This window comes from Agrococcus sp. SGAir0287 (assembly GCF_005484985.1).
GTDB lineage: Bacteria > Actinomycetota > Actinomycetes > Actinomycetales > Microbacteriaceae > Agrococcus.
Genome location: NZ_CP027942.1, coordinates 840,991 through 864,671 on the forward strand (window position 1 = coordinate 840,991; position 23,681 = coordinate 864,671).

Here is a 23,681-nt window from a genome sequence, read left to right on the forward strand (position 1 = left end):
TCAGGCGGTGACGGGCGGCTCGGCCGACCAGGGGAACACGATCCAGCGGTCGGTGCGCCGCCACACGAAGTCGGGATCGACGACCGAGGCCGGCTTCGCGTAGAGCACCGCCGAGCGGGCCTCGGCGCCCATCCTGCGCAGCACGTCGAGCACGAGCGCGAGCGTGCGGCCCGAGTCGGCGACGTCGTCGACGACGAGCAGGCGTCGACCGCGGATCGCCTCCGCATCGAGCATCGGCTCGAGCAGCACGGGATCGGGGAGCGTCTGGTGCACGTCGGTGTAGAACTCGACGTTGATCGCGTCGGCGAGCTTGAGGCCGAGCGCGTACGCGAGGTGCCCGGCGGGCAGCAGGCCGCCGCGGGCGATCGCGATGACGATCTCCGGCTGGTAGCCGTCGGCGGCGATCGTGCGAGCGAGCTCGCGCCCTGCATCCCCGAATCCCTGCCACGTCAGCACCTCGCGCTCGGGCTCGGGGAGGTCGGATGCGTCGGCGTGGAAGGCGCTCATCCCTCGATCGTGCCACGCGGGCGGATGCGCCCCTCGCGAGCGGCGCGCCGCCCGCGAGGGGCGACGCGCCGTGCGCGCGAGCTCAGCGGCTCAGTGCGTGTCCTCGGCCTCGACCTCGGAGCGGTCGCCCGACCACAGCGTGTGGAACGTGCCCTCTGCGTCGACGCGCCTGTACGTGTGCGCGCCGAAGAAGTCGCGCTGCCCCTGCACGAGCGCCGCGGGCAGGCGCGTCGCGCGCAGGCCGTCGTAGTACGCGAGCGAGGAGGCGAACGCGGGGATGGGGATGCCCGACTGGGCTGCGCCCGCGACGATGCGGCGCCACGAGTCCTGCGCCGTCGCCATGACGTCGGCGAAGAACGGCGCCGTCACGAGCGCGACGAGGCCCGGGTCGGCCGCGTACGCCTCGGTGATGCGGTTCAGGAAGCGGGCGCGGATGATGCAGCCGCCGCGCCAGATGCGCGCGACCTCGCCCTTGTCGATCGCCCAGTCGTGGTCGATCGCGCCCTGCACGATCGCGTCGAAGCCCTGCGAGTAGGCGATGACCTTCGACGCGTAGAGCGCCAGGCGCACGTCCTCGACGAACTGCTCGGGGTCCTGCACCGACCACGGCGTCGAGGGGCCGGGCAGGCTCGCGCCCGCGGCGCGCTGCTCGGGCTTCGACGACAGCGAGCGGGCGAACACGGCCTCGGCGATGCCCGACACCGGCACGCCGAGGTCGAGCGCCGTCTGCACCGTCCACGCACCCGTGCCCTTCGCGCCGGCGGCGTCGAGGATGACGTCGACGAGCGGCTTCCCGGTCTTCGCGTCGACCTGGCGCAGCACCTCGGCCGTGATCTCGATGAGGTACGACTCGAGGTCGCCCTCGTTCCACTCGGCGAAGATGTCGGCGATCTCGGCGGGGCTCTTGCCCGTCGCGTGGCGGATGAGGTCGTACGCCTCGGCGATGAGCTGCATGTCGGCGTACTCGATGCCGTTGTGGATCATCTTCACGAAGTGGCCGGCGCCGTCGGCGCCGACGTGCGTCACGCATGGCTCGCCCTCGGCGACCGCGGCGATGCGCTCGAGGATCGGGCCGAGCGTCTCGTACGACTCCGCCGTGCCGCCGGGCATGAGCGAGGGGCCGTGCAGCGCGCCCTCCTCGCCGCCGGAGATGCCGCAGCCGACGAAGTGGATGCCCGTCTCGCGCACGCGGCGCTCGCGCTCGATGGTGTCGGTGAAGAGGGCGTTGCCGCCATCGACGATGATGTCGCCGGGCTCGAACACCGACACGAGCTCGTCGATGACGGCGTCGGTGGGACGACCGGCCTTCACCATGATGATCGCGGTGCGCGGGGTCTGCAGGCTGTCGGCGAGCTCCTGCATCGTCGTCGCCTTCACGAAGCCGGCCTCGGGATGCGCCTCGACGAGCGCGTCGGTCTTCGCGGTCGTACGGTTGTACACCGCGACGGTGTTGCCCTCGCGGCTTGCGAGGTTGCGGGCGAGGTTCGAGCCCATGACGGCGAGTCCGACGACGGCGATGTTGGCGGTGGGCATGCTGCTCCAGTCGTGAGGCGGGGGATGCCCTCCCAGGCTAGCCGCGGCTCCATGCGGGGTGCACGGTCTCGCGCGCCACCGCCTCGTGCTGCTTGGCTCGAGGCATGACGACGCCGTCCTCGCACGACCAGCCCGCCATCCTCGACCCGCACGCCCTCCTCGCCGCCGACGCGGTCGTCGAGCGCATGGCCTCCGGCTGCGGCTGGAGCGAGGGACCGCTGTGGATGCCCGAGTCGCGCGTGCTGCGCTGGTCGGACATCCACGGCGACCGCATCCTCGAGGTCGACGAGGCCGGCGTCGCGCGCGTGCACCGGGAGCGGGTGGAGTTCACGAACGCGCGCATCGCCGCTCGCGGCGGCGTCGTGCAGTGCTCGCACGGTCGACGTGCGCTCGAGCTCGAGCGCGACGGCGTCGTGACGGTGCTCGTCGACCGGTTCGGGGAGCACCGTCTGAACTCGCCGAACGACCTCGTCGAGCACCCCGACGGCTCCATCTGGTTCACGGATCCGCCGTACGGCATCGAGCAGCCGAAGGAGGGCTACCCCGGGGAGCGCGAGTACGGCGGCTGCTTCGTCTTCCGCTGGAGCGAGCGCGACGGCATCCATCCGGTCGTGACGGACATGGCCAAGCCCAACGGCATCGCCTTCTCGCCCGATCGGCGCGTCCTCTACGTCACGGAGTCGGCCGGACCCGAGGACACCGACGAGGTCGCGACGATCCGCGCCTATCGCCTCGAGGGCGAGGGCGCCGACGCTCGCGCGATCGAGGGGCGCCGCCTCGCGCGCATCGAGGGCGGGACGCCCGACGGCATCGCCGTCGACGTCGCCGGCCGCGTGTGGTCGTCGAGCGGCGACGGCGTGCACGTGCTGGCGCCCTCGGGCGAGCGGCTGGCGTTCGTGCCCGTGCCCGAGGTCGTCGCGAACGTGACCTTCGGCGACGACGGCTGGCTGTGGATGACGGCGACGACGAGCGTCTACCGCGTGCGCACGACGACGCGACCCGCATAGCGCGCCCGCGGCGTGGGCGCCACCGGTCGCGGCGCGACGCCCGCGGCTGCGAGCGTCGCACCATGCAGATCGGATACAAGCTCTTCGCCGAGGACGTCGCGCCCAAGGAGCTCATCCGCAGGGCCGTGGAGGCCGAGCGGGCGGGCTTCGACTTCGTCGAGATCTCGGACCACTTCCACCCGTGGCTGCCCGAGCACGGCCACTCGTCGTTCGCGTGGGCGATCCTCTCGGCCATCGCCGCGCAGACGACGACGCTGCGCATCGCGACGGGCGTCACGTGCCCGTCGGTGCGCTACCACCCCGCGATCATCGCGCAGGCGGCCGCGACGCTGCAGATCATCTCCGACGGCCGCTTCACGCTCGGCATCGGTGCGGGCGAGCGGCTGAGCGAGCGCATCGTCGGCCAGGGCTGGCCCGAGGTGGGCGACCGGCACGCACGTCTGCGCGAGGCGCTCGAGATCATCCGCATGCTCTGGTCCGGCGGCACGCACTCGTATCGCGGCGAGCACCTGCGGCTCGAGGACGCGCGCGTCTACGACCTGCCCGAGACGCTGCCCGAGATCGTCGTGGCTGCCGGCGGCCCGCAGGCGGCGAGCCTCGCGGCCGAGCTCGGCGACGGCATCTTCTCGACGGATCCGGACGCGTCGCTCGTGGAGGCGTGGACGGCGGCGGGCGGCAGCGGTCCGCGCTACGCGGAGGCGCCGACGGCGTTCGCCGCGGACGCCCGCGCGGGCGCCGAGGCCGCGCATCGCCGCTTCCGCTTCGGCGCGCTCGGCTGGAAGGTGCTCGCCGAGCTGCCCGACCCCACGGCCTTCGACCAGGCGACGCAGGCGGTGCGCGTGGAGGACATGGAGGAGTCGTTCGCGTGCGGCCCCGACGTCGAGCGCCACGTCGAGGTCGTGTCGCAGTTCGTCGACGCCGGGTTCGACCACGTCGCCCTCATGGATGCGAGCGAGGATGCGGACGCGTTCATGGCGTTCTTCGCCGACGAGCTGGGGCCTCGGCTGCGCGCCCGTTGACGGCGGGCGCTCAGCGCTCCGCGACGAAGCGGCGCGCGACCGACAGGTCGTCGTCGCCGAGGCCGCGCTCGACGAGCTCGGCGTAGGCGGCGCGCAGGGCCGGCAGCAGGGCGGCGTGCGTGCCCGTCGCCTCGGCGACGTCGGTCGCGAAGCCGAGGTCCTTGACCATGTAGCGCGCGAGGCCGCCGGGTGCGTAGTCCTCCTCGACGAGCCTGCGGTGGTTCGAGCGCAGCAGGTTCGACCCGGCGTAGCCGCCGGCGAGGAGCGTCCACATCCGGTCGACGTCGATGCCCGATCGCTCCGCGAGCACCGTCGCCTCCGCGATCGCCAGCATCGTCGCGCCGACGACGAGCTGGTTCGCCGCCTTCGCGACCTCCCCGGCGCCGAGCGGCCCGAGGTGCACGGGCGTGCCGCACGGCTCGAGCACCTCGGCGGCCTCCGCGACGTCGGCGTCCGCACCGCCGAGCATGATCGACAGCGTTCCGGCCGTCGCGCCGTCGACGCCGCCGGAGACCGGGCAGTCGACGACGCGGATGCGCCCGTCGCTCTCCCGATCGAGCCGCTGCGCGAGCGCGCGCACGCCCACCGACGACGACGTGGAGGCGACGAGCAGCAGCAGCGGGCGTCCCGCGGCGAGCATGCCGTCGGGTCCGTCGAGCGCCGCCTCGAGCTGCGGGAGGTCGGGCAGCATCGACAGGACGACGTCGGCGCCGTCGGCGAGCTCCCGTGGCGTGTCGGCCCAGGTCGCGCCCCGCTCCTCGAGGTCCGCGTGGCGTCGGGAGCGGCCCGTGATGCGGAGACGACCGCGGACTCGCAGGAGGTGCTCGGCCATGGGTCGCCCCATCGCGCCGAGCCCGATCACGCCGACCACGGCGTCGCGCTGGCTCATGGCAGGAGGATACAAGCGTTCAGCAGGTAGGACCATGTCCAGCACGCTGGATTCGTGGCTAGGCTGAGCGCGCACGAGTCGAAGGAGACGGGCATGGATCGCATGAGGGTCGGGATCGCAGCGGGGCTGCCGGAGGCGCTCTGCGAGCGGCTGACGGCGCTGGAGCCGCGGATCGAGCTCGTCCGCGACGTCGAGGCGGTGCCGCCCGCGCGCTCGATCGGGGAGTGGGCGAGGCCCGCGGCCGTCGAGCGCACCGAGGCCGAGGACGCTGCGTGGCTCCGGGCGCTCGCCGACTGCGACGCGCTCTTCGGCATCCCCGGCTCCCCGCAGCGGCTCGCCCGCGTGCTGGCGGCGTCCGATCGCGTGCGCTGGGTCCACACGATGGCGGCCGGCGGCGGAGGCCAGGTGAAGGCTGCGAACCTCGACGCCGCGACGCTCGAGCGCGTGACGTTCACGACGAGCGCCGGCGTGCACGGCGCCCCCCTCGCCGAGTGGGCCGTGCTCGGCGTGCTCGCGGGCGCGAAGGACGTGCCGCGGCTCGAGCGCCAGCGCCGCGAGCGCAGCTGGGACGACGGCTGGGCCATGCGCCACGTCGAGGACATGACGGTGCTCGTCGTCGGCCTCGGCGGCATCGGCACGCAGGTGGCGCAGCGGATGTCGGCGCTCGGCGCGACCGTGTGGGGCACGACGCGGTCGGGCGAGCCCGTGCCGCACGTCGATCGGCTCGTCCCCGCCGAGCACCTGGCCGAGGCCGCATCCCAGGTGGACGCGATCGTGCTCACGCTCCCGGGCACCGCGCTCACCGAGCGGCTCGTCGACGCCGCGGTGCTCGCCGGCGTGCGTCCGGGCACGATCCTCGTGAACGTCGGACGCGGCACGGTCGTCGACGAGGAGGCGCTGCTCGAGGCGCTCGACGACGGTCGCATCGGGTACGCGGCGCTCGACGTCACCGCCATCGAGCCGTTGCCGCAGGACAGCCGGCTGTGGACGCACGAGCGCGTGCTGCTGAGCCCGCACACTGCGGCCCTGCACGAGGAGGAGCCGGCGCGCATCGTCGCGCTCTTCGCCGACAACGCGCGCCGGCTGCTGGACGGCGAGCCGCTGCGCAACGTCGTCGACACCGTGGAGTTCTACTGATGGCCGCGCCCGCACCCGAGGGCGGCGACCAGCGCGACCCGGCGCCCGCGGTCACGCGCGGCGTCCGCATCCTCGGGCTGCTCGCCGACGCCGATGGCCCCATGACCCTCACCGAGATCGCGCGCGGGCTCGCGATCGCGAAGTCGTCGGCCTCGAACCTCTGCCTCGCGCTCGAGGCCGCAGGCGTCGTCGATCGCGTGCCGCAGGGCTATCGCCTCGGCAGGCGCGTCGCCGAGCTCGGCGCCGCCTACGCCTTCCAGTTCAACCAGGTGCGCGAGCTCTTCGTCGTCTGCGAGCGATCGCCCGTGCTGCGCCGCGAGGTCGTGCAGATCGCGATGCTCGCGGATGCGGATGCGCTGTACCTCGCCAGGCACGAGGGACGCGCCCACGGGCGCATCGGCACGCCGCTCGGCTCGAGGCTCCACGTCGGCCTTTCGGCGACGGGGAACGCGCTGCTCATGGCGCTCGACGACGCGGAGGTCCGCGCGATCCTCGCGGCCGCGCCCGCGCCGCGCCTCACGACGCGATCCGCGGGCGACGTCGACGCCGTGCTCGAGAAGGTCGCCGCCGCGCGCGAGCGCGGCTACGCGATCGACGAGGGCGAGTCGTTCGACGGCATCACGGGCGTCGCGGTGCCGCTGCTCGCCTGGACGCCGAGCGATCCGGCGCTCGCGATCGGCGCGGCGCTGCCCGCCGACGTCGCGACCCCCGAGCACGTGGCCGCCGTCGGCGCCGCGCTGCAGGAGGCGGCGATCGCCCTCACCAACCCGCTGGGACGCTTCCCGTCCTAAGCGTTCAACGGGTTGAACGCGGTTCAGCCCACTGCTACGCTCGCGACCACGAGCACCCGCGAGGAAGCGGGTGCGACTCGAAGGAGAGATCGTGACCCAGTCCTCCCCGGCGCAGGCGAACCCCGCCTCCCGTCCCAGCGACGACCCCGAGTACGCCGCCAACCTCCGACGCGCGACGCTCGCCTCGAGCGTCGGCAGCGCCCTCGAGTACTTCGACTTCGCGCTCTACGGCCTCATGACGGCGCTCGTGTTCAACGTGCTCTTCTTCGACCAGTCCGACCCGGCGATCGGCCTCGTCGGCGCCTTCGCGATCTACGGCGTCGGGTTCGTCGCACGGCCGATCGGCGGCCTCGTCTTCGGCGTCCTCGGCGACCGGCTCGGGCGCAAGTGGGTGCTCGTCGTCACCATCGTCCTCATGGGCGGCGCCTCGACGGCGATCGGGCTGCTCCCGACCTACGAGCAGGTCGGCCTCCTCGCACCCGTGCTGCTCGTGCTCATGCGGATCCTGCAGGGCTTCGGCGCCGGCGCCGAGCAGGCGGGCGCCACGGTGCTCATGGCCGAGTACGCGCCCGTCGCGCGCCGGGGCTTCTTCTCCGCCCTGCCGTTCGTCGGCATCCAGGCGGGCACGCTGCTCGCCGCGCTCGTGTTCTCGGGCATCGCGCTGCTGCCCGAGGAGCAGCTGCTGTCGTGGGGGTGGCGCGTGCCGTTCCTCGCGTCGTTCCTGCTCATCCTCGTCGCACTCTTCATCCGCCTGAGGCTGCGCGAGACGCCGACGTTCGTCGAGCTCGAGAAGCACGACCAGATCGCCGATCGTCCGCTGCGCGAGATCTTCACGCGCGGCCTGCCGGGCGTCGTGACGGGCATCGGCCTGCGCATGGCCGAGAACGGCGGCTCGTACATCTTCCAGAACGTCACTCTCGCGTTCGTCGCCACGGCGGGCGCCGGCGCGTTCCTCGCGAGCCCGATCGACCGCGGCGTCGCGACGTGGGGCGTCACGGTGGGCTCGCTCATCGGGATCTTCTCGGTGCCGTTCACCGGTCACCTCTCCGACCGGTTCGGCCGCCGCGCGGTCTACCGCTTCGGCGCCGTCTTCATGCTGCTCTACGCGTTCCCGGCGTGGTGGGCGCTGTCGCTCGGCATCGGCTGGCTCGCGATCGCGGTCATCGCCATCGGCATCGGCGTCGCGGTCAACTCGATGCTCGGACCGCAGTGCGCCATGCTGCCCGAGCTCTTCGGCAACCGGCACCGCTACCTCGGCGTCGCGATGGCGCGCGAGCTCTCCGCGGTGCTCGCCGGCGGCCTCGCGGGCGTCCTCGGCGTCTGGCTGCTGACGCTCACCGACGGCACGTGGCAGGTCATGGCGCTCTACGTCGCGACGATCGCGGCCATCACGACCGCGACGACGTTCCTCGTGCCCGAGACTCGAGGCAGGGACCTGCTCCGCACCGAGGATGCCGTGCGCATCTCGACCGAGGAGGAGCACACGGGCGTCATCATCACGGAGGCACGCGCATGACGGCAGGGCATCATCGACCGGCCGGGCTCGCGGCGTTCGACCTCACGGGCCGCGTCGCCCTCGTGACCGGCTCGAGCCAGGGCATCGGCCGCGCGCTCGCGGAGGGGCTCGCCGCGGCGGGCGCCACGGTCGTCGTCCACGGGCGCGATCGCGCGAAGGCGGAGCGAGCCGCCGGCGAGATCGCCGAGGCGACCGGATCGGTCGCGCACGTGGCGACGTTCGACGTCACCGACGCGGCTGCGGTCGACGCGGGCATCGGCGCGCTCGAGGACGAGCTCGGCACCCCCGACGTGCTCGTGAACAACGCCGGCATCCAGCGCCGCGGTCCCATCGCCGAGTTCGCCGACGACGACTGGCACGACCTCCTCGCGACGAACCTCACGAGCGCGTTCCTGCTGTCGCGGCGCGTCGCGCGCGGCATGATCGCGCGCGGCTCTGGCCGCATCGTGTCGATCGGCTCGGTGCAGTCGATGCTCGCACGACCGTCGATCGCGCCGTACTCGGCGACGAAGGGCGCGATCGTCATGCTCACGAAGGGCCTGTGCGCCGACCTCGCGCCGCACGGCATCACGGCGAACGCCATCGCGCCCGGGTACTTCGCCACCGAGCTCACCGCGCCGCTCGTCGCCGACGAGCAGTTCTCGGCGTGGGTGCGCGGCCGCACGCCGGCGGGACGCTGGGGCGACGTCCGCGACCTCGTGGGCGCGGCGGTCTTCCTCGCCTCCGACGCCTCGGCGTTCGTCAACGGGCAGACGCTGCACGTCGACGGCGGCATGACGGCGGTCGTGTGATGCGCGTCGCACGCACGACGATCGACGGCGTCGCGACCTGGATCGGCCAGCCCGCGGACGGCGCTGGCCTCGGCGGCGCATGGCGGCGCATCGAGGATCCGTTCGACGCCTTCGCGCGCGGCGCGGAGCCGGAGGCGTCGGGGGAGGCGATCGATCGGCCCGTGCTGCTCGCGCCCTGCGAGCCCCTCGCGATCGTCGGCATCGCCCACAACCGCGGCCTCGTCGACCACCCGCTGCCCGTGCAGGCGTGGCTGAAGTCGCCGCGCACCGTCGTCGCGAGCGGCGTGCCCGTCGAGGCGCGACGCGACGCCGGACGCCTCGTCGTCGAGGCCGAGCTCGCCCTCGTCGTCGGCCGCGACCTCTTCCAGGTCGACGAGCGCGAGGCGATGGCCGGCATCCTCGGCTACACCGCGGTCGACGACGTCTCCTACCCGGACCGTGCCCTCGTCGACCAGCGCAACTTCGAGGCGAAGGGCGCCCGCGGCGCGACGCCGCTCGGCGCATGGATCGAGACGGGGCCGATCGGCGACGTCCGCATCCGCATGCGCGTCGGCGGCGAGCAGGTCGTCGACACGACGAGCGATGCCCTGCCGGCCTCGCTCGCCGAGTGCGTCGCCTACGTCTCCCACTGGGTGCCGCTCGGCCCCGGCGACGTCATCATGACGGGAGCCCCGTACTCGAACGCCCCCGCGCGGCCCGGCGACCGCGTCGAGATCGAGGTCGGCGCCGTGCCGCTCGTGACCGACCTGCGCTGAGCCGCCGCGTCCACCCATCCACCCCTCGAGGATCCATGCCCCCCATCGCCGTCATCGCCCATGCCGCCGCCGACGTCCGCGTCGAGGAGGTGCCCGAGCCGACGCCCGCCGCCGACGAGGCCGTCGTCGCGATCGCCTACGGCGGCATCTGCGGCTCCGATCTGCACTACTGGAGCCACGGCGCGGCGGGCGAGTCGATCCTGCGCGAGCCGATGGTGCTCGGCCACGAGGTGTCGGGCATCGTCGCGGTGCAGGCGGCCGACGGCTCGGGACCCGCGGCCGGCACGCCCGTCACCGTGCATCCCGCCACGCCGGAGAGCTACCTGGGATCCGCCGCGCGCCTCCCGCACCAGGACGGCGCCTTCGCCACGCGCGTCGCCCTGCCGTCGCGCATGCTGCGGCCGCTGCCGGACGGGCTCGACCTGCGGATCGCGGCGCTCGCCGAGCCCGCTGCCGTCGCCTGGCACGGGGTCGGCCAGGCGGGCGACGTGGCAGGCATGCGCGCGCTCGTCGTCGGCGCCGGCCCCATCGGCGCACTCGCCGTCGCGGTGCTGCGGCACCACGGCGCCGCCGAGATCGTCGCGAGCGACCTGCATGCGCTGCCGATGCGCATCGCCGCCGAGGTCGGCGCGGACCGCACGATCGACGCGCGGGACGCCGATGCGCTCGCAGGCGTCGAGGCGGACGTCGTCGTGGAGTCCTCCGGCACGCTGCCCGGCCTCGCGACCGCCATCCGCGCCGCGCGTCGCGGCGGCACGGTCGTCATGCTCGGTCTGCAGCGCTCGGGCGACGTCGCCGTGCCGATCGCGACTGCGATCACGCGCGAGCTGCGGCTCGTCGGATCGTTCCGCTTCCGCGACGAGATCGACGACGTCGTCTCGGCGCTCGCCGACGGCAGCCTGCACGTCGCGCCCGTCGTCACGCACGTCCTCGACGCCGTCGACGCGCTCGACGCGCTCGGGATCGCGCGCGACGCATCGGTATCGTCGAAGGTGCTGCTGCGCTTCGGCGCCGACGACGCCGCCGACCCGAGGAGCTGACGATGCCGGTCACCTATCCGCCGATGATCGTGATGGGTGCCCAGGGCACCGGCAAGTCCACGATCGGCGCCGCGCTCGCCGCCCGGCTCAACGTCGCCTTCATCGACGGCGACGACCTGCACCCCGTCGCCAACAAGGAGAAGATGGCGGGCGGCACGCCGCTGACCGACGAGGACCGCGTGCCGTGGCTGAAGACGATCGGCGAGCGGATCGCGCAGGAGCGCGCCGCCGGCCGCATCGTCATCGTCGCCTGCTCGGCCCTCAAGCGCTGGTACCGCGAGCTGCTGCGCTCGAGCGTGCCCGACCTCCTCTTCGTGCACCTCGTGGGCGATCGCGACCTGCTGCAGCAGCGCCTCGCCGGCCGCGACCACGAGTACATGCCGACGACGCTGCTCGACAGCCAGCTCGAGACCCTCGAGCCGCTCAGCCCCTGGGAGGACGGCGTGCTCGTCGACATCGAGCGCACCCCCGAGCAGATCGTCGACGACCTCCAGCGGCTCCTGCAGCGCCGAGCGCGCAGCGCCTGAGCACCGCCCCCCCCGACACCTCTCCCGCACCCCGACACGGAACGAGCGACGCCATGGACGACCTGACCCTCATGTGGGACCTCGGCACGGGAGGTCTCCTCGTCCTCGCCGCCGCCGCGGTCGCGCTGCTGCTCGTGCTCATCATGGCCGCGAAGGTGCACGCCTTCCTCGCGCTCATGCTCACGAGCATCCTCACGGCCATCGCCGCGGGCATCCCGTTCTCGCGGCTCGTCGAGGCGCTCGGCTTCGGCTTCAACCCGACGCTCGGCAGCGTCATGCTGCTCGTCGCCCTCGGCGCGATGCTCGGGCGGATGATCGAGGCATCGGGCGGCGCGACGGTGCTGTCGGAGGCGATGATCGCCCGCTTCGGCGAGCAGCGGGCCGGCCTCGCCCTCTCGGTCGCGAGCCTCCTCATGGGCTTCCCGATCTTCTTCGACGCGGGGCTCGTCGTGATGATGCCCATCATCTACGCCGTCGCGCGCCGCGTCGGCGGCTCGTTCCTCTCGATCGCCTTCCCCGCCGCGATCGCGTTCTCGGCGATGCACATCTTCGTGCCGCCGCACCCCGGCCCCGTGTCGGCCGCGGCCATCTACGGCGCCGACGTCGGGCTCGTGCTGCTGCTCGGCCTCGTCGTCGCCATCCCCGTCTGGTACGTGGCGGGCCTGCTCGTCGGCTCGCGCATCGGCCGCCGCTTCGACATCCCCGTGCCGACGATCCTCGACGGTCGGGGCGACGACGCCGACGCGGACGCGTTCCGCTCGTCGCCGTCGGTGCTGCGCATCGTGAGCCTGCTGCTGCTGCCGCTCGTGCTCATCCTCCTCAACACGGGCCTCAACATGGCCGCCTCGTCCCAGCCCGACCCCGACGCCTTCCGAGCGCAGCCGTGGGTCGCGATCCTGCGCGCGCTCGGCGAGACGCCCGTCGCGCTGCTCATCACGGTCTTCGTCTCCATGGCGGTGCTCGGGTGGGGCCTCGGGAAGCCCGGCGCGCTCGTCGAGCGCCTCGCGGACTCGGCGCTCGGACCCATCTGCTCGGTCGTGCTCGTCACGGGCGCCGGCGGCATGTTCGGCGGCGTCCTGCGCGCGACCGGCATCGGCGACGCCGTCGCCGAGTCGCTGAACGGCATCGGCCTGCCCGCGATCGTCGCGGCCTTCCTCATCTCGCAGATCGTGCGCATCGCGCAGGGCTCCGCGACCGTCGCGCTCACGACCGCCGCCTCGCTCATGACCGGCGTCGTCGCCGCCGGCGACTACAACGCCGTCGAGATCGCGGCCATCGTGCTCGCGACCGCCGCCGGATCCGTCGGCTTCAGCCACGTCAACGACTCCGGCTTCTGGCTCGTCAGCCGCTTCTTCGGCATGGACATGAAGCAGACCCTGTCGACGTGGACGCTGCTGCAGGGCCTCATGGCGGTGCTCGGCTTCGTTCTCTCGCTCGCGATCTACGCCGTCGGCGGCCTGCTCGGCTGACCGCGCGGCCCAGGGCTCGTCGCGCGGCCCCGACCGCGACACGCCCGGCGGCGCGCCCCTGGTAGCATCGTCGGTCGAGACCTCGGCGAGGGGCGCGACGTGCGCCCGTGATCGACGCGGTGGCGTGCCACAGGCTGCCCCCCGCGTGCGTGTCGAGGACCCACGACCACCCGGCCCCATCGGGCCGACGACAGGGAGCATCACCATGAGCACCGACGACAACACGCTCGTCACCGAGATCCGCACGCAGTTCGGCAAGGGTGCGGCTCGCCGCCTCCGCGCCTCGGGCAAGGTCCCCGCGGTCCTCTACGGCCACGGCACCGAGCCGCGCCACCTCGCGCTCGACGGCCACGCCGTCTTCCTCCTCGTCCGCAAGGCGAACGCGATCCTCGACCTGCAGATCGAGGGCGAGTCGCAGCTGGCGCTCGTGAAGGACATCCAGCGCAACCCGGTGCTCCAGGGCATCCCCGCCCTCGAGCACCTCGACCTCATCGTCGTGCGCCGCGGCGAGAAGGTCCAGGTCGACGTGCCCGTGCACGTCGAGGGCGAGTCGGCCCCCGGCACCATCCACACGCTCGAGAACGCGACGCTGCTCGTCGAGGTCGAGGCCCTGCACATCCCCGAGAGCATCGTCGTCTCGGTCGAGGACCTCGAGGATGGCGCGCAGGTGCTCGCCTCCGACGTGACGCTGCCCAAGGGCGCCGAGCTCGTCACCGACCCCGAGACGCTCGTGGTCGGCATCTCCGTGCCGCCGGCTCCCGTCCTGGAGGACGAGGACGCCGAGGGCGAGGAGTCCGAGGCCGGCGAGGCCGCCGAGGGCGACGCCGAGGACGCCGAGGCGTCGTCGGACGACGAGTAGCGCGCACCCCACGGCGCGCATGGCCGACGCGTGGCTGGTGGTCGGGCTCGGGAACCCCGGGCCCGACTACCAGCGCACCCGCCACAACGTCGGGGTCGACGTGCTCGACGAGCTCTGCGCTCGCGCGGGCGTGACGCGGTCGAGGCACCGCAAGGCCGTCGCGTCGGTCGGCGAGCGCCGCATCGTCGGCGGACCGAAGGTCGTCTTCGCGTTCCCGGAGACCTTCATGAACCGCTCCGGCGGTCCCGTCGCGTCCCTCATGGACTACTACGGGGTGCCGATCGAGCAGACGATCGTCATCCACGACGAGCTCGACCTGCCCTTCGGCACCGTGCGCCTCAAGCGCGGCGGCGGCGCGGGCGGCCACAACGGCCTGCGCGACGTCATCGCGGCGCGCGGCGCCGACTTCATCCGGGTGCGCGTCGGCATCGGCCGCCCGCCCGGCAGGCAGGACCCCGCCGACTTCGTGCTGAAGCGCTTCGGCGGCACGGAGCAGCAGGAGCTGCCGTTCATGGTCGACACCGCCGCGGACGCCGTCGAGCACGTGCTGCGCGACGGCCTCGTCGCGGCGCAGCAGGCCCTGCACTCGCCGTAGCCGCATCCGCTCAGTCCGCGACGCTCGTCGGCCGCGGCTAGCATGGGACGTCGACCGGGAGGGGTTCGGATGCGTCTTCGACAGCGGGCACGCCGCGGCATGGCCGCAGGTGCCGCCGCGACGGCACTCGCCCTGGCGCTCGCGGGGTGCGTCGGCGGCGACGACGGCGGCGGCCCCACGGGACCCAACGGCTACGGCCTCGGCGGCACGATCGGCGACGACGTCCACGCATGGGTCGACGTGAGCGAGACGACGGGCGCGCTCGACGTCATCCTCGAGCGCGCGTCCGAGTCGCAGCCGCTCGGCGTCTGCCTGGGCGGCGGCGGCACGGTCTGCGTGCTCGGCGACGTCGCCACCGAGCCGTACGTGGTCTTCATGGGCCCCGCGGGCGAGAACGTCACGACGATGACCTGGTACGGCAGCCCGGTCGAGATGCAGCGCCTCGAGGGCGTCGACCTCGCGCTCAACCAGGTGTTCGTCGCCGCGCCGCCGCCGGGCGATCCGAACGCGCTGTCGTACTCGTTCTCCGTCGCCGACGCCTCGGGCGCCGTGATCTACACGCAGTGAGCCTCGCGCCGCTGCTCGCCGTCCTCGAGGAGACGGCGCTCGCCGACGCCCGTCGCCGCATCGCCGTCGGCGGCGCCTTCACGGTCGCCGAGGGCATGCGTGCGCCGCTGCTCGCGGCCATCGCATCGACCGATCGTCCGCTGCTCGTCGTCACGTCGACGAAGCGCGAGGCGGATGCGCTCGTCGCCGAGCTGGGCGCGTGGCTGCCGAGCGCGACCGTCGTCGGCTTCCCCGCCTGGGAGACGCTGCCGCACGAGCGGCTGAGCCCGAGCCCCGAGACGGTGGGCCAGCGGTGGCGCGCCCTGCACGACGTGCGCACGCGACCGGCGGGCACGCCCGCGATCGTCGTCGCCTCCGCGCGCGCCGCGCTGCAGCCCACGCCCGTCGGCCTCGGCGAGACGCGCGCGATCGTGCTCGAGGCCGGGCAGCGCGGCGTCGACCTCCCGGACCTCACTCGCGCGCTCGTCGGGCACGCCTACCAGCGCGTCGACATGGTGACGCGCCGCGGCGAGTTCGCGGTGCGCGGCGGCATCCTCGACGTCTTCAGCCCGGCGGAGGAGCACCCCATCCGAGTCGATCTGTTCGGCGACGAGGTGGAGCAGCTGCGCTGGTTCCGCGTCGCCGACCAGCGCTCGGACCCCGAGCCCGTGCCCGCGATCGAGCTGCCGCCGGCACGCGAGCTGCTGCTCACCGACGACGTGCGCGAGCGCGCCGCCGCGCTGCAGCCCGAGCTGCCCGCCGTCGAGGGCATGCTCGAGCGCATCGCGAACGGCATCGTCGTCGAGGGCATGGAGTCGCTCGCACCGCTCCTGCTGCCCGGGCTCGTGCCGCTCACGGACCATCTGCCCGAGGCTGCGGTCGCCGTCATCGGCCCCGAGCGCGTGCGGGACCGCGTCGCGAGCCTCGCCGACACGAACCGCGAGTTCCTCGAGGCAGCCTGGTCGGCGGCCGTCGCGGGTGCGCAGGTGCCCGTCGATCTCGCCTCGGGCGGCTTCCTTGAGCTCGGCGCGCTGCGCGAGGCCGCCGACGGGCCCTGGTACGCGCTGTCGGCGTTCGGCACCGACCTCTCCGACGATGCCGCCGAGGTGGTGCCGAGCCTCCCGAACCCCATCGGTCAGGGCGCGGAGGCGGCCGTCGACGCCGTCGCCGCGCTCGCCCGCGACGGCTGGCGCGTCGTCGTGACCGCCGCCGGGCACGGCACGGGGGAGCGGGCGGCATCGGTGCTCGCCGAGCGCGGCGTCGCCGCCCGTCAGGCGGACGCGCTGCCCGCGACGCTCGAGCCTGGCGTCGTGCACGTGACGAAGGCGAACGTCGAGCACGGCTTCCGCGTCGAGGACGGGCGGATCGCCCTCGTGAGCGAGGCCGAGCTCTTCGGCCGCGCGGTCGGGGTCGACGCGCGGGCGCCGCGGCGTCTCGCGACGCGTCGCGGCACCGTCGTCGACCCGCTGCAGCTGAAGCCCGGCGATCTCGTCGTCCACGAGACGCACGGCATCGGCCGCTTCGTCGAGCTGACCCAGCGCACCGTCTCGTCGGGCGGACGCAACGCGACGCAGACGGTGCGTGAGTACCTCGTGCTCGAGTACGCGCCGTCGAAGCGGGGCCAGCCGGGCGATCGACTCTCGATCCCGACCGACCAGCTCGACCAGCTCTCGCGCTACGTCGGCGGCGAGAGCCCGCAGCTGTCGCGCATGGGCGGCAGCGAATGGCAGGCGGCGAAGTCGAAGGCGCGCAAGGCGGTGCGCGACATCGCCGTCGAGCTCGTGCGGCTCTACGCCGCGCGCATGTCGTCGAAGGGGCACGCGTTCGGACCCGACACCCCGTGGCAGCACGAGCTCGAGGACGCGTTCCCCTACGCCGAGACGCCCGACCAGCTCACGACGATCGACGAGGTCAAGCGCGACATGGAGCGCGAGGTGCCGATGGATCGACTGCTCTCGGGCGACGTCGGCTTCGGCAAGACCGAGGTCGCGGTGCGTGCGGCGTTCAAGGCGATCCAGGAGGGCAAGCAGGTCGCGATGCTCGTGCCGACGACGCTGCTCGTGCGCCAGCACCACGAGACGTTCACGGCGCGCTTCGCGGGCTTCCCCGTGCAGGTCGCCGCCCTCAGCCGCTTCCAGACCGCTGCGGAGGCGAAGGAGACGCGGCAGGGGCTCCTCGACGGCACCGTCGACATGGTCATCGGCACGCACCGCATCCTCACCGACGCCGTCCGCTTCAAGGACCTCGGTCTCGTGATCATCGACGAGGAGCAGCGCTTCGGCGTCGAGCACAAGGATGCGCTCAAGCAGCTGAAGACGAACGTCGACGTGCTGTCGATGTCGGCGACGCCCATCCCGCGCACGCTCGAGATGGCGGTCACGGGCATCCGCGAGATGTCGACGCTCGCCACGGCGCCCGAGGCGCGCCACCCGATCCTCACCTTCGTCGGCCCGTACTCCGACCAGCAGGTCGCCGCCGCGATCCGCCGCGAGCTGCTGCGCGAGGGCCAGGTGTTCTTCGTGCACAACCGGGTCTCGTCGATCGCCCGCACGGCCGCCAGGCTGTCGGAGCTCGTGCCGGAGGCGCGCATCGCGATCGCGCACGGCAAGATGCACGAGCAGCAGCTCGAGCAGGTCATCGTCGACTTCTGGGAGCGGCGCTTCGACGTGCTCGTGTCGACGACGATCGTCGAGACGGGCCTCGACATCCCGAACGCCAACACGCTCATCGTCGACCGCGCCGAGCGCTACGGGCTCAGCCAGCTGCATCAGCTGCGCGGGCGCGTCGGGCGCGGCCGCGAGCGCGCGTACGCGTACTTCCTCTACGACGCCGAGACGCCGCTGTCGGAGACGGCGCACGATCGCCTCGAGACCATCGCCGTGCACAACGAGCTCGGCGCGGGCATGCAGGTCGCGATGAAGGACCTCGAGATCCGCGGTGCGGGCAACCTGCTCGGCGGCGAGCAGTCGGGCCACATCGCGGGCGTCGGGTTCGACCTCTACCTGCGGATGGTCGGCGAGGCCGTGTCGACCTTCCGCGGCGACGCGGAGGACGCGCCGCGCGAGCTGCGCCTCGAGCTGCCGGTCGACGCCGTCATCCCCGAGTCGTACCTCGACGCCGAGCGCCTGCGGCTCGAGGCGTACCAGAAGCTCTCGGCGGCGGCCTCGTCGCCGTCGGACACCGCGATCGACACCGTCGCCGACGAGCTGCGCGATCGCTACGGACCCCCGCCGCAGCAGGTCGAGACGCTGCTCGCGATGGCGCGCCTGCGCCGGCAGGCGATGCGCTCGCGCCTGTCCGAGGTCATCACCGTGGGCCCGAACCTGCGCGTCGGGCCGGCAGAGCTGCCGGAGTCGCTGCAGCTGCGCATGCGCCGCATGTACCCGAACGCGAGGCTCAACGCGTCGGCGCGCTCGCTGCTCGTACCGGTGCCCACGGCGGGCGGCGGTCGGCTCGCCGGCACGCAGACGCAGCCGCTGCCGGACGCCGAGCTCATCGCGTGGGTCTCGCAGCTGCTCACGGCGCTCTTCCCGCCGCCGACGCCGGCCGAGCCCGCCGCGCTCGACGCGGACGGCGCACCCGTCGAGCGGGCGGACGGCTGATGGGCGATCCGCCGCGCGACGACGAGGCCGATGCGGCCGAGGCGTTCGGCGAGCTCGTCGCGGTCGTCGCACGGCTCCGGAGGCCGGGCGGCTGCCCGTGGGACGCGGAGCAGACGCACGAGAGCCTCGTGACCTACCTCGTCGAGGAGTGCTACGAGCTCGTCGACGCCATCGAGTCGGGCGACGTCGCCGGGATGCGCGAGGAGCTCGGCGACGTGCTCTACCAGGTGCTCTTCCACGCCGACATCGCCGCGGTCGAGGACGGCTTCGACGTCGCCGACGTCGCTCGCGACACCGCGGCGAAGATGCGCTCGCGGCATCCGCACGTCTTCGGCGACGCGCAGGTGTCGGGCGTCGACGACGTCGTCGCGTCGTGGGATGCGCTCAAGCGCGCCGAGAAGTCGCAGCGGCAGAGCGCGCTCGACGGCATCCCGCCGGGTCTGCCGGCGCTCGCGCTCGCGCAGAAGACGCTGCAGCGCGCCCGCAAGGGCGGCCTCGTCGCCCTGCCGGAGCCCGATGCCGCGGCACCGTCGACGGAGGCGGAGCTGGGCACGGCGCTGCTCGCGATCGTCGAGCAGGCCGCGGCGCACGGCCTCGACGCGGAGCGCGCGCTGCGGCTCGCGGTGCGCGAGCGGGATGCGGCGCTGCGGGCGACGGAGCTGCGCGCGACGGAGCGCGCCGAGGGCGCATGACGCCGGCGCGGGCGCGGTGGCTCACGATCCGCGCGCATCTCGCGTTCGCGTGGTGGCTCGGCATCGGGGTGCTCTTCGTCGGCCTCGCCGTGGGCATCGTCGTGCAGGTGACGCTCGGCGTGCCGCACACGCCGCCCGCCACGCTGCTGCTCGTGCCGCCGATCCTCTGGATCGCCGCGTGGCTCGTGCTCACGTTCGGCACCGTCTGGTGGTACCGGCGCGGCTTCGCGGCGTCGGTCGCCGCCGACGACCTCGCCGCGCGCGAGCGCGCGTACCGGCTCACGCAGGTGCGCCCCGTCTTCGTGCTGCGGAGCCTGGCGGGCGTCGACACGGCGGGCCTGCCGAGGACGCGCGTGGCGCGATTCCTCGACTCGTGGCGGCCGCTCGTGCTCCATCTGACGGCGATCGGATGCCTGCTGCTCGGGGCGCTCGCGATCCGCTGACCGGCGCCCAGGTCGGCTCGCTAGGGTCGGCGGAGGCGACGGGAGGGGGCGCAGGATGCTGTGGCTCGAGGTCGTCCTCGCGATCGTCGGCGGCATCGTGCTCGGCGGGATGCTCCTGGCAGGCAGGACGATCGCGCCGGGGATGACGAGCGTCGTCGTGTGGCTGATCGTCGCGGTGGGTGCGGTGGCGGTCGCCTGGCTCGTCGCGACCGAGCCGATCCTCGTCGTCGGCGTGGGCCTCGTCGCGGCGCTCGCGGTCGTGGGCGTCGGGGCACCGTGGGCGGCGGCGCGCGCCGATCCGCACCTCGCCGCGCTGCCGTACTGGTCGCGCCTGCGCGTCGACGCGCGGCTGCGTGCCGACGAGCGCCGGCGCGACGCGCGTCCCGTGCACGAGGTGGCGCAGCAGCGCGACCTGTCGACGCCCGAGGGCTGATCTGTCTCGACCGGTGCGCGTCACCTGCGCAGCGTCGCGCGTGTCCGGGTCCGGCGAGGGTAGGCCGTGGTGATGCGCCACCGTCGCGGTCGACGACGCGGGGCGCGCGGTGGCCGCGGGCTTGCGGCATCGGTCGGCCCGGGGGCCGGCGGCGATGCTGGCTGGATCGTCAGAGCACCGCGGTGGACCTCGGTGTGATGGTGCTGGCAGAGCAGGATGCCGTTGTCGACGTCCGTCGTGCCGCCGAAGGACCACGGGGTGACGTGGTGGGTCTCGCACCAGCCGGGCGCGGCGGTGCAGCCCGGCGCGCGGCAGTGGCGGTCACGCGCGACGATCGCTCGTCGTTGGGCCTTCGTGAACAGACGGCGTCGACGACCCATCTGCAACGGGTGGCCGGTCTCGTCCTGCACCAGCGTCTGCACGAAGCCATCGCAGAGGTACCGGGCGGCGATGGACACCGGCACGACGTCCCCGGTCCGGGAGAGCGTCGGCAGCTCCTCGAGCGTCGCTGCCGGTCGGCCGTGCAGCACATCGGCGGCGACGGTGATCGTGAGCGTCGGCGCCTCGCCGCAGATCCGAGGCGCCCGACTCTCTGCGTGGCGGCCGACGATGGCGACGAACGCGTCGAGCCGTCGCTGCTCCATCGAGCGGTCGTCGACGGACCCGGTCGGATCCGGATCGGCGTCGACCGCGTGCTCGTCGGTGCCGCCGCAGGCGTCCTCGAAGGTGACGCGACGCGGCTTCACCTCTGCGTCGAAGCACGCGGCGATGACCTCGCCCTGGTCGGCGGTGGCGAGGAACTCGCCCTTCCACATGCCGTCGCGTCGACGACCCATGCGGAGGTAGCGGTCGGCGAGCTGCTGCTCGTACCGCGGCTCGTCGCCGTCGGGGTCGATGTGGTCGAGGCAGCGCCGGGCCAGCAGCGAGAGGGTCTCGGGAACGGCGGGCTCGACGTCGTCGACGTGCGTGCCGCAGCCAGCCGAGACGAGCAGGCGTTCGGCCGCCTCGACCGCGCCGACCTCGGCGCGACCGCCGTCGCGGTCGAGCCCGGACGTGATCGCGTGGGACTGCGGCACTGACAGCCAGCCCTGCGCGAGCGCATCGGAGACCGCCGGGAATCGGGCGGGGATCGTGCCACCGGAGATCGCCATCGACGCCGACGTCGCTGCGGCGACCGCGCACAGCTGCTTCGCCTCCGACCAGCGGACGCCGATCTTCGACTGCAGCATCCTCGCGGTCGAGCCGTAGCCCGCGCGGCGCACGAGCGACTCGTCGGCGGGACGGTGGTCGGACCTCGACGAGACCTCGGCGGCGGCGCGCACGATCGCGGCATCGATGCACCGTCGGCGGGCGGCGAGCTCGTCGACCGCGACCAGCAGCTCGTCGTCGGGGAGGGACGAGAAGGCGATGTCGAGGGCGATGAGCGCGTCGACCACCGAGGTCTCGACCTGAGCCTGATCGCGCATCCCGTCACCGCCTTCGCAGGCTCCAAGGATACCACGGAATCGAACATACGTTCGAATGATCGACCGGTCGTGGAGCAGCACGACGTGCGGATCGGCGATGCGCGGGCCTCCCGGCCGACGGCGCGCTCGCGACGATCAGTCGGCGCGCGACCCTGCGCCGATCCGCGGGGCCGGGCGCTCGGCCCCCGGTCGTGGCCGCCACCGCACCCGGCCGAGGGTCGCGACGAGCGCGATGCCGACGACGAAGGCGAGCAGCACCTGGCCGGTCGGCACGACGAGGCCGCCGAGGCCGCCATGCACGGCGGGGTCGAGGAACGGGTAGGGGATCCAGCCGTCGCCGAGGCCGCCGCGGATCCACGAGACGACGAGGTAGGCGATCGGGTACGCCATCCACGCAGCGACGCACCTGCCGACGCGCAGCGGCCTCGTCGTGGGTACGAGCAGCCAGTCCGCGGCCATGAGCACGGGGATGAGGCGATGCTGCACGAAGCTCGGGAACTCGACCGAGAGGCCGAACGCCTCCTCGGGGGTCGCGAGCAGCACGGCCCACACGAGACCCGTGAGCACGATGTACGCCGTGGTCGCGCCGCGCAGCGCATCGAACCACCGCGGACGCCCTTCGGGGCGCAGCAGCAGCCATGCGACGACGACGAGCACGAGCACGTTCGACTGCACCGTGAAGTAGCCGAGGTGCTCGCTGAGCCGCTGGCCCTCGCCCGCCACGACGACGAGGTTCCACGCCTCGGCCGCGATGCCTGCGAGCAGCACGGTGGTGCGCAGCGCGACGACGAGCGTCGACCGGTCGGTGAGTCCTCGGGACGCCTGCGTCGTCGTCATGCGCTCATCGTGGCACGCGACCGAGCCGATCGGTCGTCACGCGCGTCGTGATCCTGGCGGTGCACGACCACCCCGGCTGGACGTGCGTGCTGAACGGCGACCACGACCCGCACATGACCGATCGGCGCGTCTCCGCGATGCGGTTCGAGCACGTGCGGCCGCTGCATCCCGCCCGCCTCCTCGCCGCGCTGCACGCGCTCGGCAGCGGCAGGCACGGCGTCCTCGTGCGCTCGGCCGGCTTCGTCGGGCTCGCGACGCGACCGGGGCGCGTCGGATGGTGGGACCAGGCTGCCGGATCGTTCGCGATGCACCCGCTCGACGCGGATCCCGACGATCCCCCTGCCCTCGGGCAGGACCTCGCGCTCATCGGCGTCGACCTCGACCACGACGCGATCGCCGCGACGCTCGCCGCGACCGCGCTCCCCGACATCGAGCTCGCCGCGGGTCCCGAGGCGTGGTCGCGCTACGCGGATCCGCTGCCCGCGTGGGCTCCGGACTCCGCGGGCTGACGGTCCTCGACCACCTGATCCTCCGGCGGCGTGCCGGGCCGCGCGTCGCGCGTCCGCAGTCGTCGCGCGGGGCCGGAGCCCGGCGGCGCGAGGATCGCGACGAGCACGACGAGCGCCATGAGGATGCCGAGCACGCCCGTCGTCTGCACCGCGACGCCCAGCCAGCCGTCGGCCGCGACCGGGTTGAGGAACGGATAGAGCCACGCGCCGATCTGCTGCGCGACGATCACGGCGACGATCGCGTAGGCCGCGGGGTAGATGAGCCACGTCCACGCGCGGCGACGGCGGGTGCGCGTGCGACCTGGGGTCAGCGCCCAGTCGACGAGCATCGCGAGCGGCACGAGCTGATGCTGCACGAGGCTCTGGAAGGGCTCGGCCGGGTTCAGGAACGAGCCGGGCTCGAGCACCGTCACGTACGTGACGCCCGCGAGCAGGATCCACGTCGTCACCGCCGCCCGCAACCAGTCGAACCACGCGGGCCGATGCGTCGCCGGCTGCGCCACGAGCCAGATGGCCACGACGCCCGAGAGCACGCTCGCCTGCGTCGTGAAGTACGAGAAGTGCACGACGAGCGACGCGCCGAGGTCGAGCAGCACGCCCACTCGGCGCGCCTCGGCGGCCACGACCATGCCGACGATCGCCAGCCGCAGCAGCTGCGAGGCGACGCCGTGGTCGCGCAGCAGCGGTCGGCGGAGGCGGATGCCCATCGCTCCATCCT

At 73.5% G+C, this 23,681-nt stretch carries 24 protein-coding genes; 18 read left to right on the forward strand and 6 right to left on the reverse strand.

The window, feature by feature from the left end:
- Complete coding sequence (locus tag C1N71_RS03875) at positions 1 to 507, reverse strand: phosphoribosyltransferase (RefSeq protein ID WP_137755213.1); 507 nt, start codon at positions 505 to 507, stop codon at positions 1 to 3.
- 90 nt (positions 508 to 597) lie between these two features.
- Positions 598 to 2,040 carry an NADP-dependent phosphogluconate dehydrogenase gene (gene gndA / locus C1N71_RS03880; RefSeq protein ID WP_137755214.1) on the reverse strand — a complete coding sequence of 481 codons (1,443 nt, stop codon included), beginning with the start codon at positions 2,038 to 2,040 and terminating at the stop codon, positions 598 to 600.
- Positions 2,041 to 2,144: 104 nt separating this feature from the next.
- On the opposite strand from gndA, the gene C1N71_RS03885 reads away from it, so the two are divergent.
- Positions 2,145 to 3,047: an SMP-30/gluconolactonase/LRE family protein gene (locus C1N71_RS03885; protein ID WP_137755215.1), complete on the forward strand. Its 903-nt coding sequence runs from the start codon at positions 2,145 to 2,147 to the stop codon at positions 3,045 to 3,047.
- Between the two features lie 62 nt (positions 3,048 to 3,109).
- Complete coding sequence (locus tag C1N71_RS03890; protein WP_137755216.1) at positions 3,110 to 4,066, forward strand: TIGR03557 family F420-dependent LLM class oxidoreductase; 957 nt, start codon at positions 3,110 to 3,112, stop codon at positions 4,064 to 4,066.
- Positions 4,067 to 4,076: 10 nt separating this feature from the next.
- On the opposite strand, the gene C1N71_RS03895 is transcribed toward C1N71_RS03890, so the two are convergent.
- Positions 4,077 to 4,955, reverse strand: coding sequence for an NAD(P)-dependent oxidoreductase (locus tag C1N71_RS03895; RefSeq protein WP_175414091.1), 879 nt, complete (start codon positions 4,953 to 4,955; stop codon positions 4,077 to 4,079).
- A 93-nt stretch (positions 4,956 to 5,048) separates the two neighbouring features.
- Here C1N71_RS03895 and C1N71_RS03900 point away from each other — a divergent pair, with 93 nt between their 5' ends.
- The 15 genes from C1N71_RS03900 to C1N71_RS03970 all read left to right on the forward strand — a co-directional run bounded on the left by C1N71_RS03900 (position 5,049) and on the right by C1N71_RS03970 (position 20,151).
- The gene (locus tag C1N71_RS03900; protein WP_137755218.1) at positions 5,049 to 6,092 is read left to right on the forward strand and encodes a D-2-hydroxyacid dehydrogenase; all 1,044 of its coding nucleotides are present in this window, start codon (positions 5,049 to 5,051) and stop codon (positions 6,090 to 6,092) included.
- Positions 6,092 to 6,883 carry an IclR family transcriptional regulator gene (locus C1N71_RS03905; RefSeq protein WP_137755219.1) on the forward strand — a complete coding sequence of 264 codons (792 nt, stop codon included), beginning with the start codon at positions 6,092 to 6,094 and terminating at the stop codon, positions 6,881 to 6,883. The genes C1N71_RS03900 and C1N71_RS03905 overlap by 1 nt, the downstream gene beginning before the upstream one ends.
- Positions 6,884 to 6,974: 91 nt before the next feature.
- Entirely contained in the window at positions 6,975 to 8,399 is a 1,425-nt protein-coding gene (locus C1N71_RS03910; protein ID WP_137755220.1) for an MFS transporter, read from the forward strand.
- Positions 8,396 to 9,190 (forward strand): SDR family oxidoreductase, encoded by a 795-nt coding sequence (locus tag C1N71_RS03915; RefSeq protein ID WP_137755221.1) that lies wholly within the window; start codon positions 8,396 to 8,398, stop codon positions 9,188 to 9,190. The genes C1N71_RS03910 and C1N71_RS03915 overlap by 4 nt, the downstream gene beginning before the upstream one ends.
- Positions 9,190 to 9,945: a fumarylacetoacetate hydrolase family protein gene (locus tag C1N71_RS03920; RefSeq protein ID WP_137755222.1), complete on the forward strand. Its 756-nt coding sequence runs from the start codon at positions 9,190 to 9,192 to the stop codon at positions 9,943 to 9,945. The genes C1N71_RS03915 and C1N71_RS03920 overlap by 1 nt, the downstream gene beginning before the upstream one ends.
- A 35-nt stretch (positions 9,946 to 9,980) precedes the next feature.
- Entirely contained in the window at positions 9,981 to 10,985 is a 1,005-nt protein-coding gene (locus C1N71_RS03925; protein WP_137755223.1) for a zinc-binding dehydrogenase, read from the forward strand.
- A gap of 2 nt (positions 10,986 to 10,987) precedes the next feature.
- Entirely contained in the window at positions 10,988 to 11,512 is a 525-nt protein-coding gene (locus C1N71_RS03930) for a gluconokinase (protein WP_217496033.1), read from the forward strand.
- Positions 11,513 to 11,565: 53 nt separating this feature from the next.
- A complete protein-coding gene (locus C1N71_RS03935) occupies positions 11,566 to 12,981 on the forward strand; it encodes a GntP family permease (protein WP_137755224.1) in 1,416 nt (471 codons plus the stop codon).
- A gap of 205 nt (positions 12,982 to 13,186) precedes the next feature.
- The gene (locus C1N71_RS03940) at positions 13,187 to 13,840 is read left to right on the forward strand and encodes a 50S ribosomal protein L25/general stress protein Ctc (protein WP_137755225.1); all 654 of its coding nucleotides are present in this window, start codon (positions 13,187 to 13,189) and stop codon (positions 13,838 to 13,840) included.
- Positions 13,841 to 13,859: 19 nt separating this feature from the next.
- Positions 13,860 to 14,435, forward strand: coding sequence for an aminoacyl-tRNA hydrolase (gene pth, locus C1N71_RS03945; RefSeq protein ID WP_137755226.1), 576 nt, complete (start codon positions 13,860 to 13,862; stop codon positions 14,433 to 14,435).
- A gap of 69 nt (positions 14,436 to 14,504) precedes the next feature.
- Complete coding sequence (locus tag C1N71_RS15250; RefSeq protein ID WP_137755227.1) at positions 14,505 to 15,002, forward strand: hypothetical protein; 498 nt, start codon at positions 14,505 to 14,507, stop codon at positions 15,000 to 15,002.
- On the forward strand, positions 14,999 to 18,583 hold the full coding sequence (mfd, locus tag C1N71_RS03955) for a transcription-repair coupling factor (protein ID WP_441297165.1): 3,585 nt from the start codon (positions 14,999 to 15,001) through the stop codon (positions 18,581 to 18,583). The genes C1N71_RS15250 and mfd overlap by 4 nt, the downstream gene beginning before the upstream one ends.
- Positions 18,583 to 19,275, forward strand: a complete 693-nt coding sequence (locus C1N71_RS03960) for a MazG family protein (protein ID WP_137755228.1) — start codon at positions 18,583 to 18,585, stop codon at positions 19,273 to 19,275. Before mfd ends, C1N71_RS03960 begins: the two co-directional genes overlap by 1 nt.
- Positions 19,272 to 19,718 (forward strand): hypothetical protein, encoded by a 447-nt coding sequence (locus C1N71_RS03965; protein WP_137755229.1) that lies wholly within the window; start codon positions 19,272 to 19,274, stop codon positions 19,716 to 19,718. The genes C1N71_RS03960 and C1N71_RS03965 overlap by 4 nt, the downstream gene beginning before the upstream one ends.
- Before the next feature lie 55 nt (positions 19,719 to 19,773).
- The gene (locus tag C1N71_RS03970) at positions 19,774 to 20,151 is read left to right on the forward strand and encodes a hypothetical protein (RefSeq protein ID WP_137755230.1); all 378 of its coding nucleotides are present in this window, start codon (positions 19,774 to 19,776) and stop codon (positions 20,149 to 20,151) included.
- A 20-nt stretch (positions 20,152 to 20,171) separates the two neighbouring features.
- On the opposite strand, the gene C1N71_RS03975 is transcribed toward C1N71_RS03970, so the two are convergent.
- Together C1N71_RS03975 and C1N71_RS03980 are read right to left on the reverse strand one after the other, a co-directional pair.
- A complete protein-coding gene (locus tag C1N71_RS03975) occupies positions 20,172 to 21,617 on the reverse strand; it encodes an HNH endonuclease signature motif containing protein (protein WP_137755231.1) in 1,446 nt (481 codons plus the stop codon).
- A gap of 135 nt (positions 21,618 to 21,752) precedes the next feature.
- Complete coding sequence (locus tag C1N71_RS03980) at positions 21,753 to 22,454, reverse strand: Pr6Pr family membrane protein (protein ID WP_137755232.1); 702 nt, start codon at positions 22,452 to 22,454, stop codon at positions 21,753 to 21,755.
- 59 nt (positions 22,455 to 22,513) lie between these two features.
- Here C1N71_RS03980 and C1N71_RS03985 point away from each other — a divergent pair, with 59 nt between their 5' ends.
- A complete protein-coding gene (locus C1N71_RS03985; RefSeq protein WP_137755233.1) occupies positions 22,514 to 22,963 on the forward strand; it encodes a GTP-binding protein in 450 nt (149 codons plus the stop codon).
- Here C1N71_RS03985 and C1N71_RS03990 read toward each other — a convergent pair.
- Positions 22,918 to 23,670 (reverse strand): Pr6Pr family membrane protein, encoded by a 753-nt coding sequence (locus tag C1N71_RS03990; RefSeq protein ID WP_137755234.1) that lies wholly within the window; start codon positions 23,668 to 23,670, stop codon positions 22,918 to 22,920. The two genes, C1N71_RS03985 and C1N71_RS03990, sit on opposite strands and share 46 nt — an antisense overlap.
- Positions 23,671 to 23,681 lie beyond the last annotated feature (11 nt).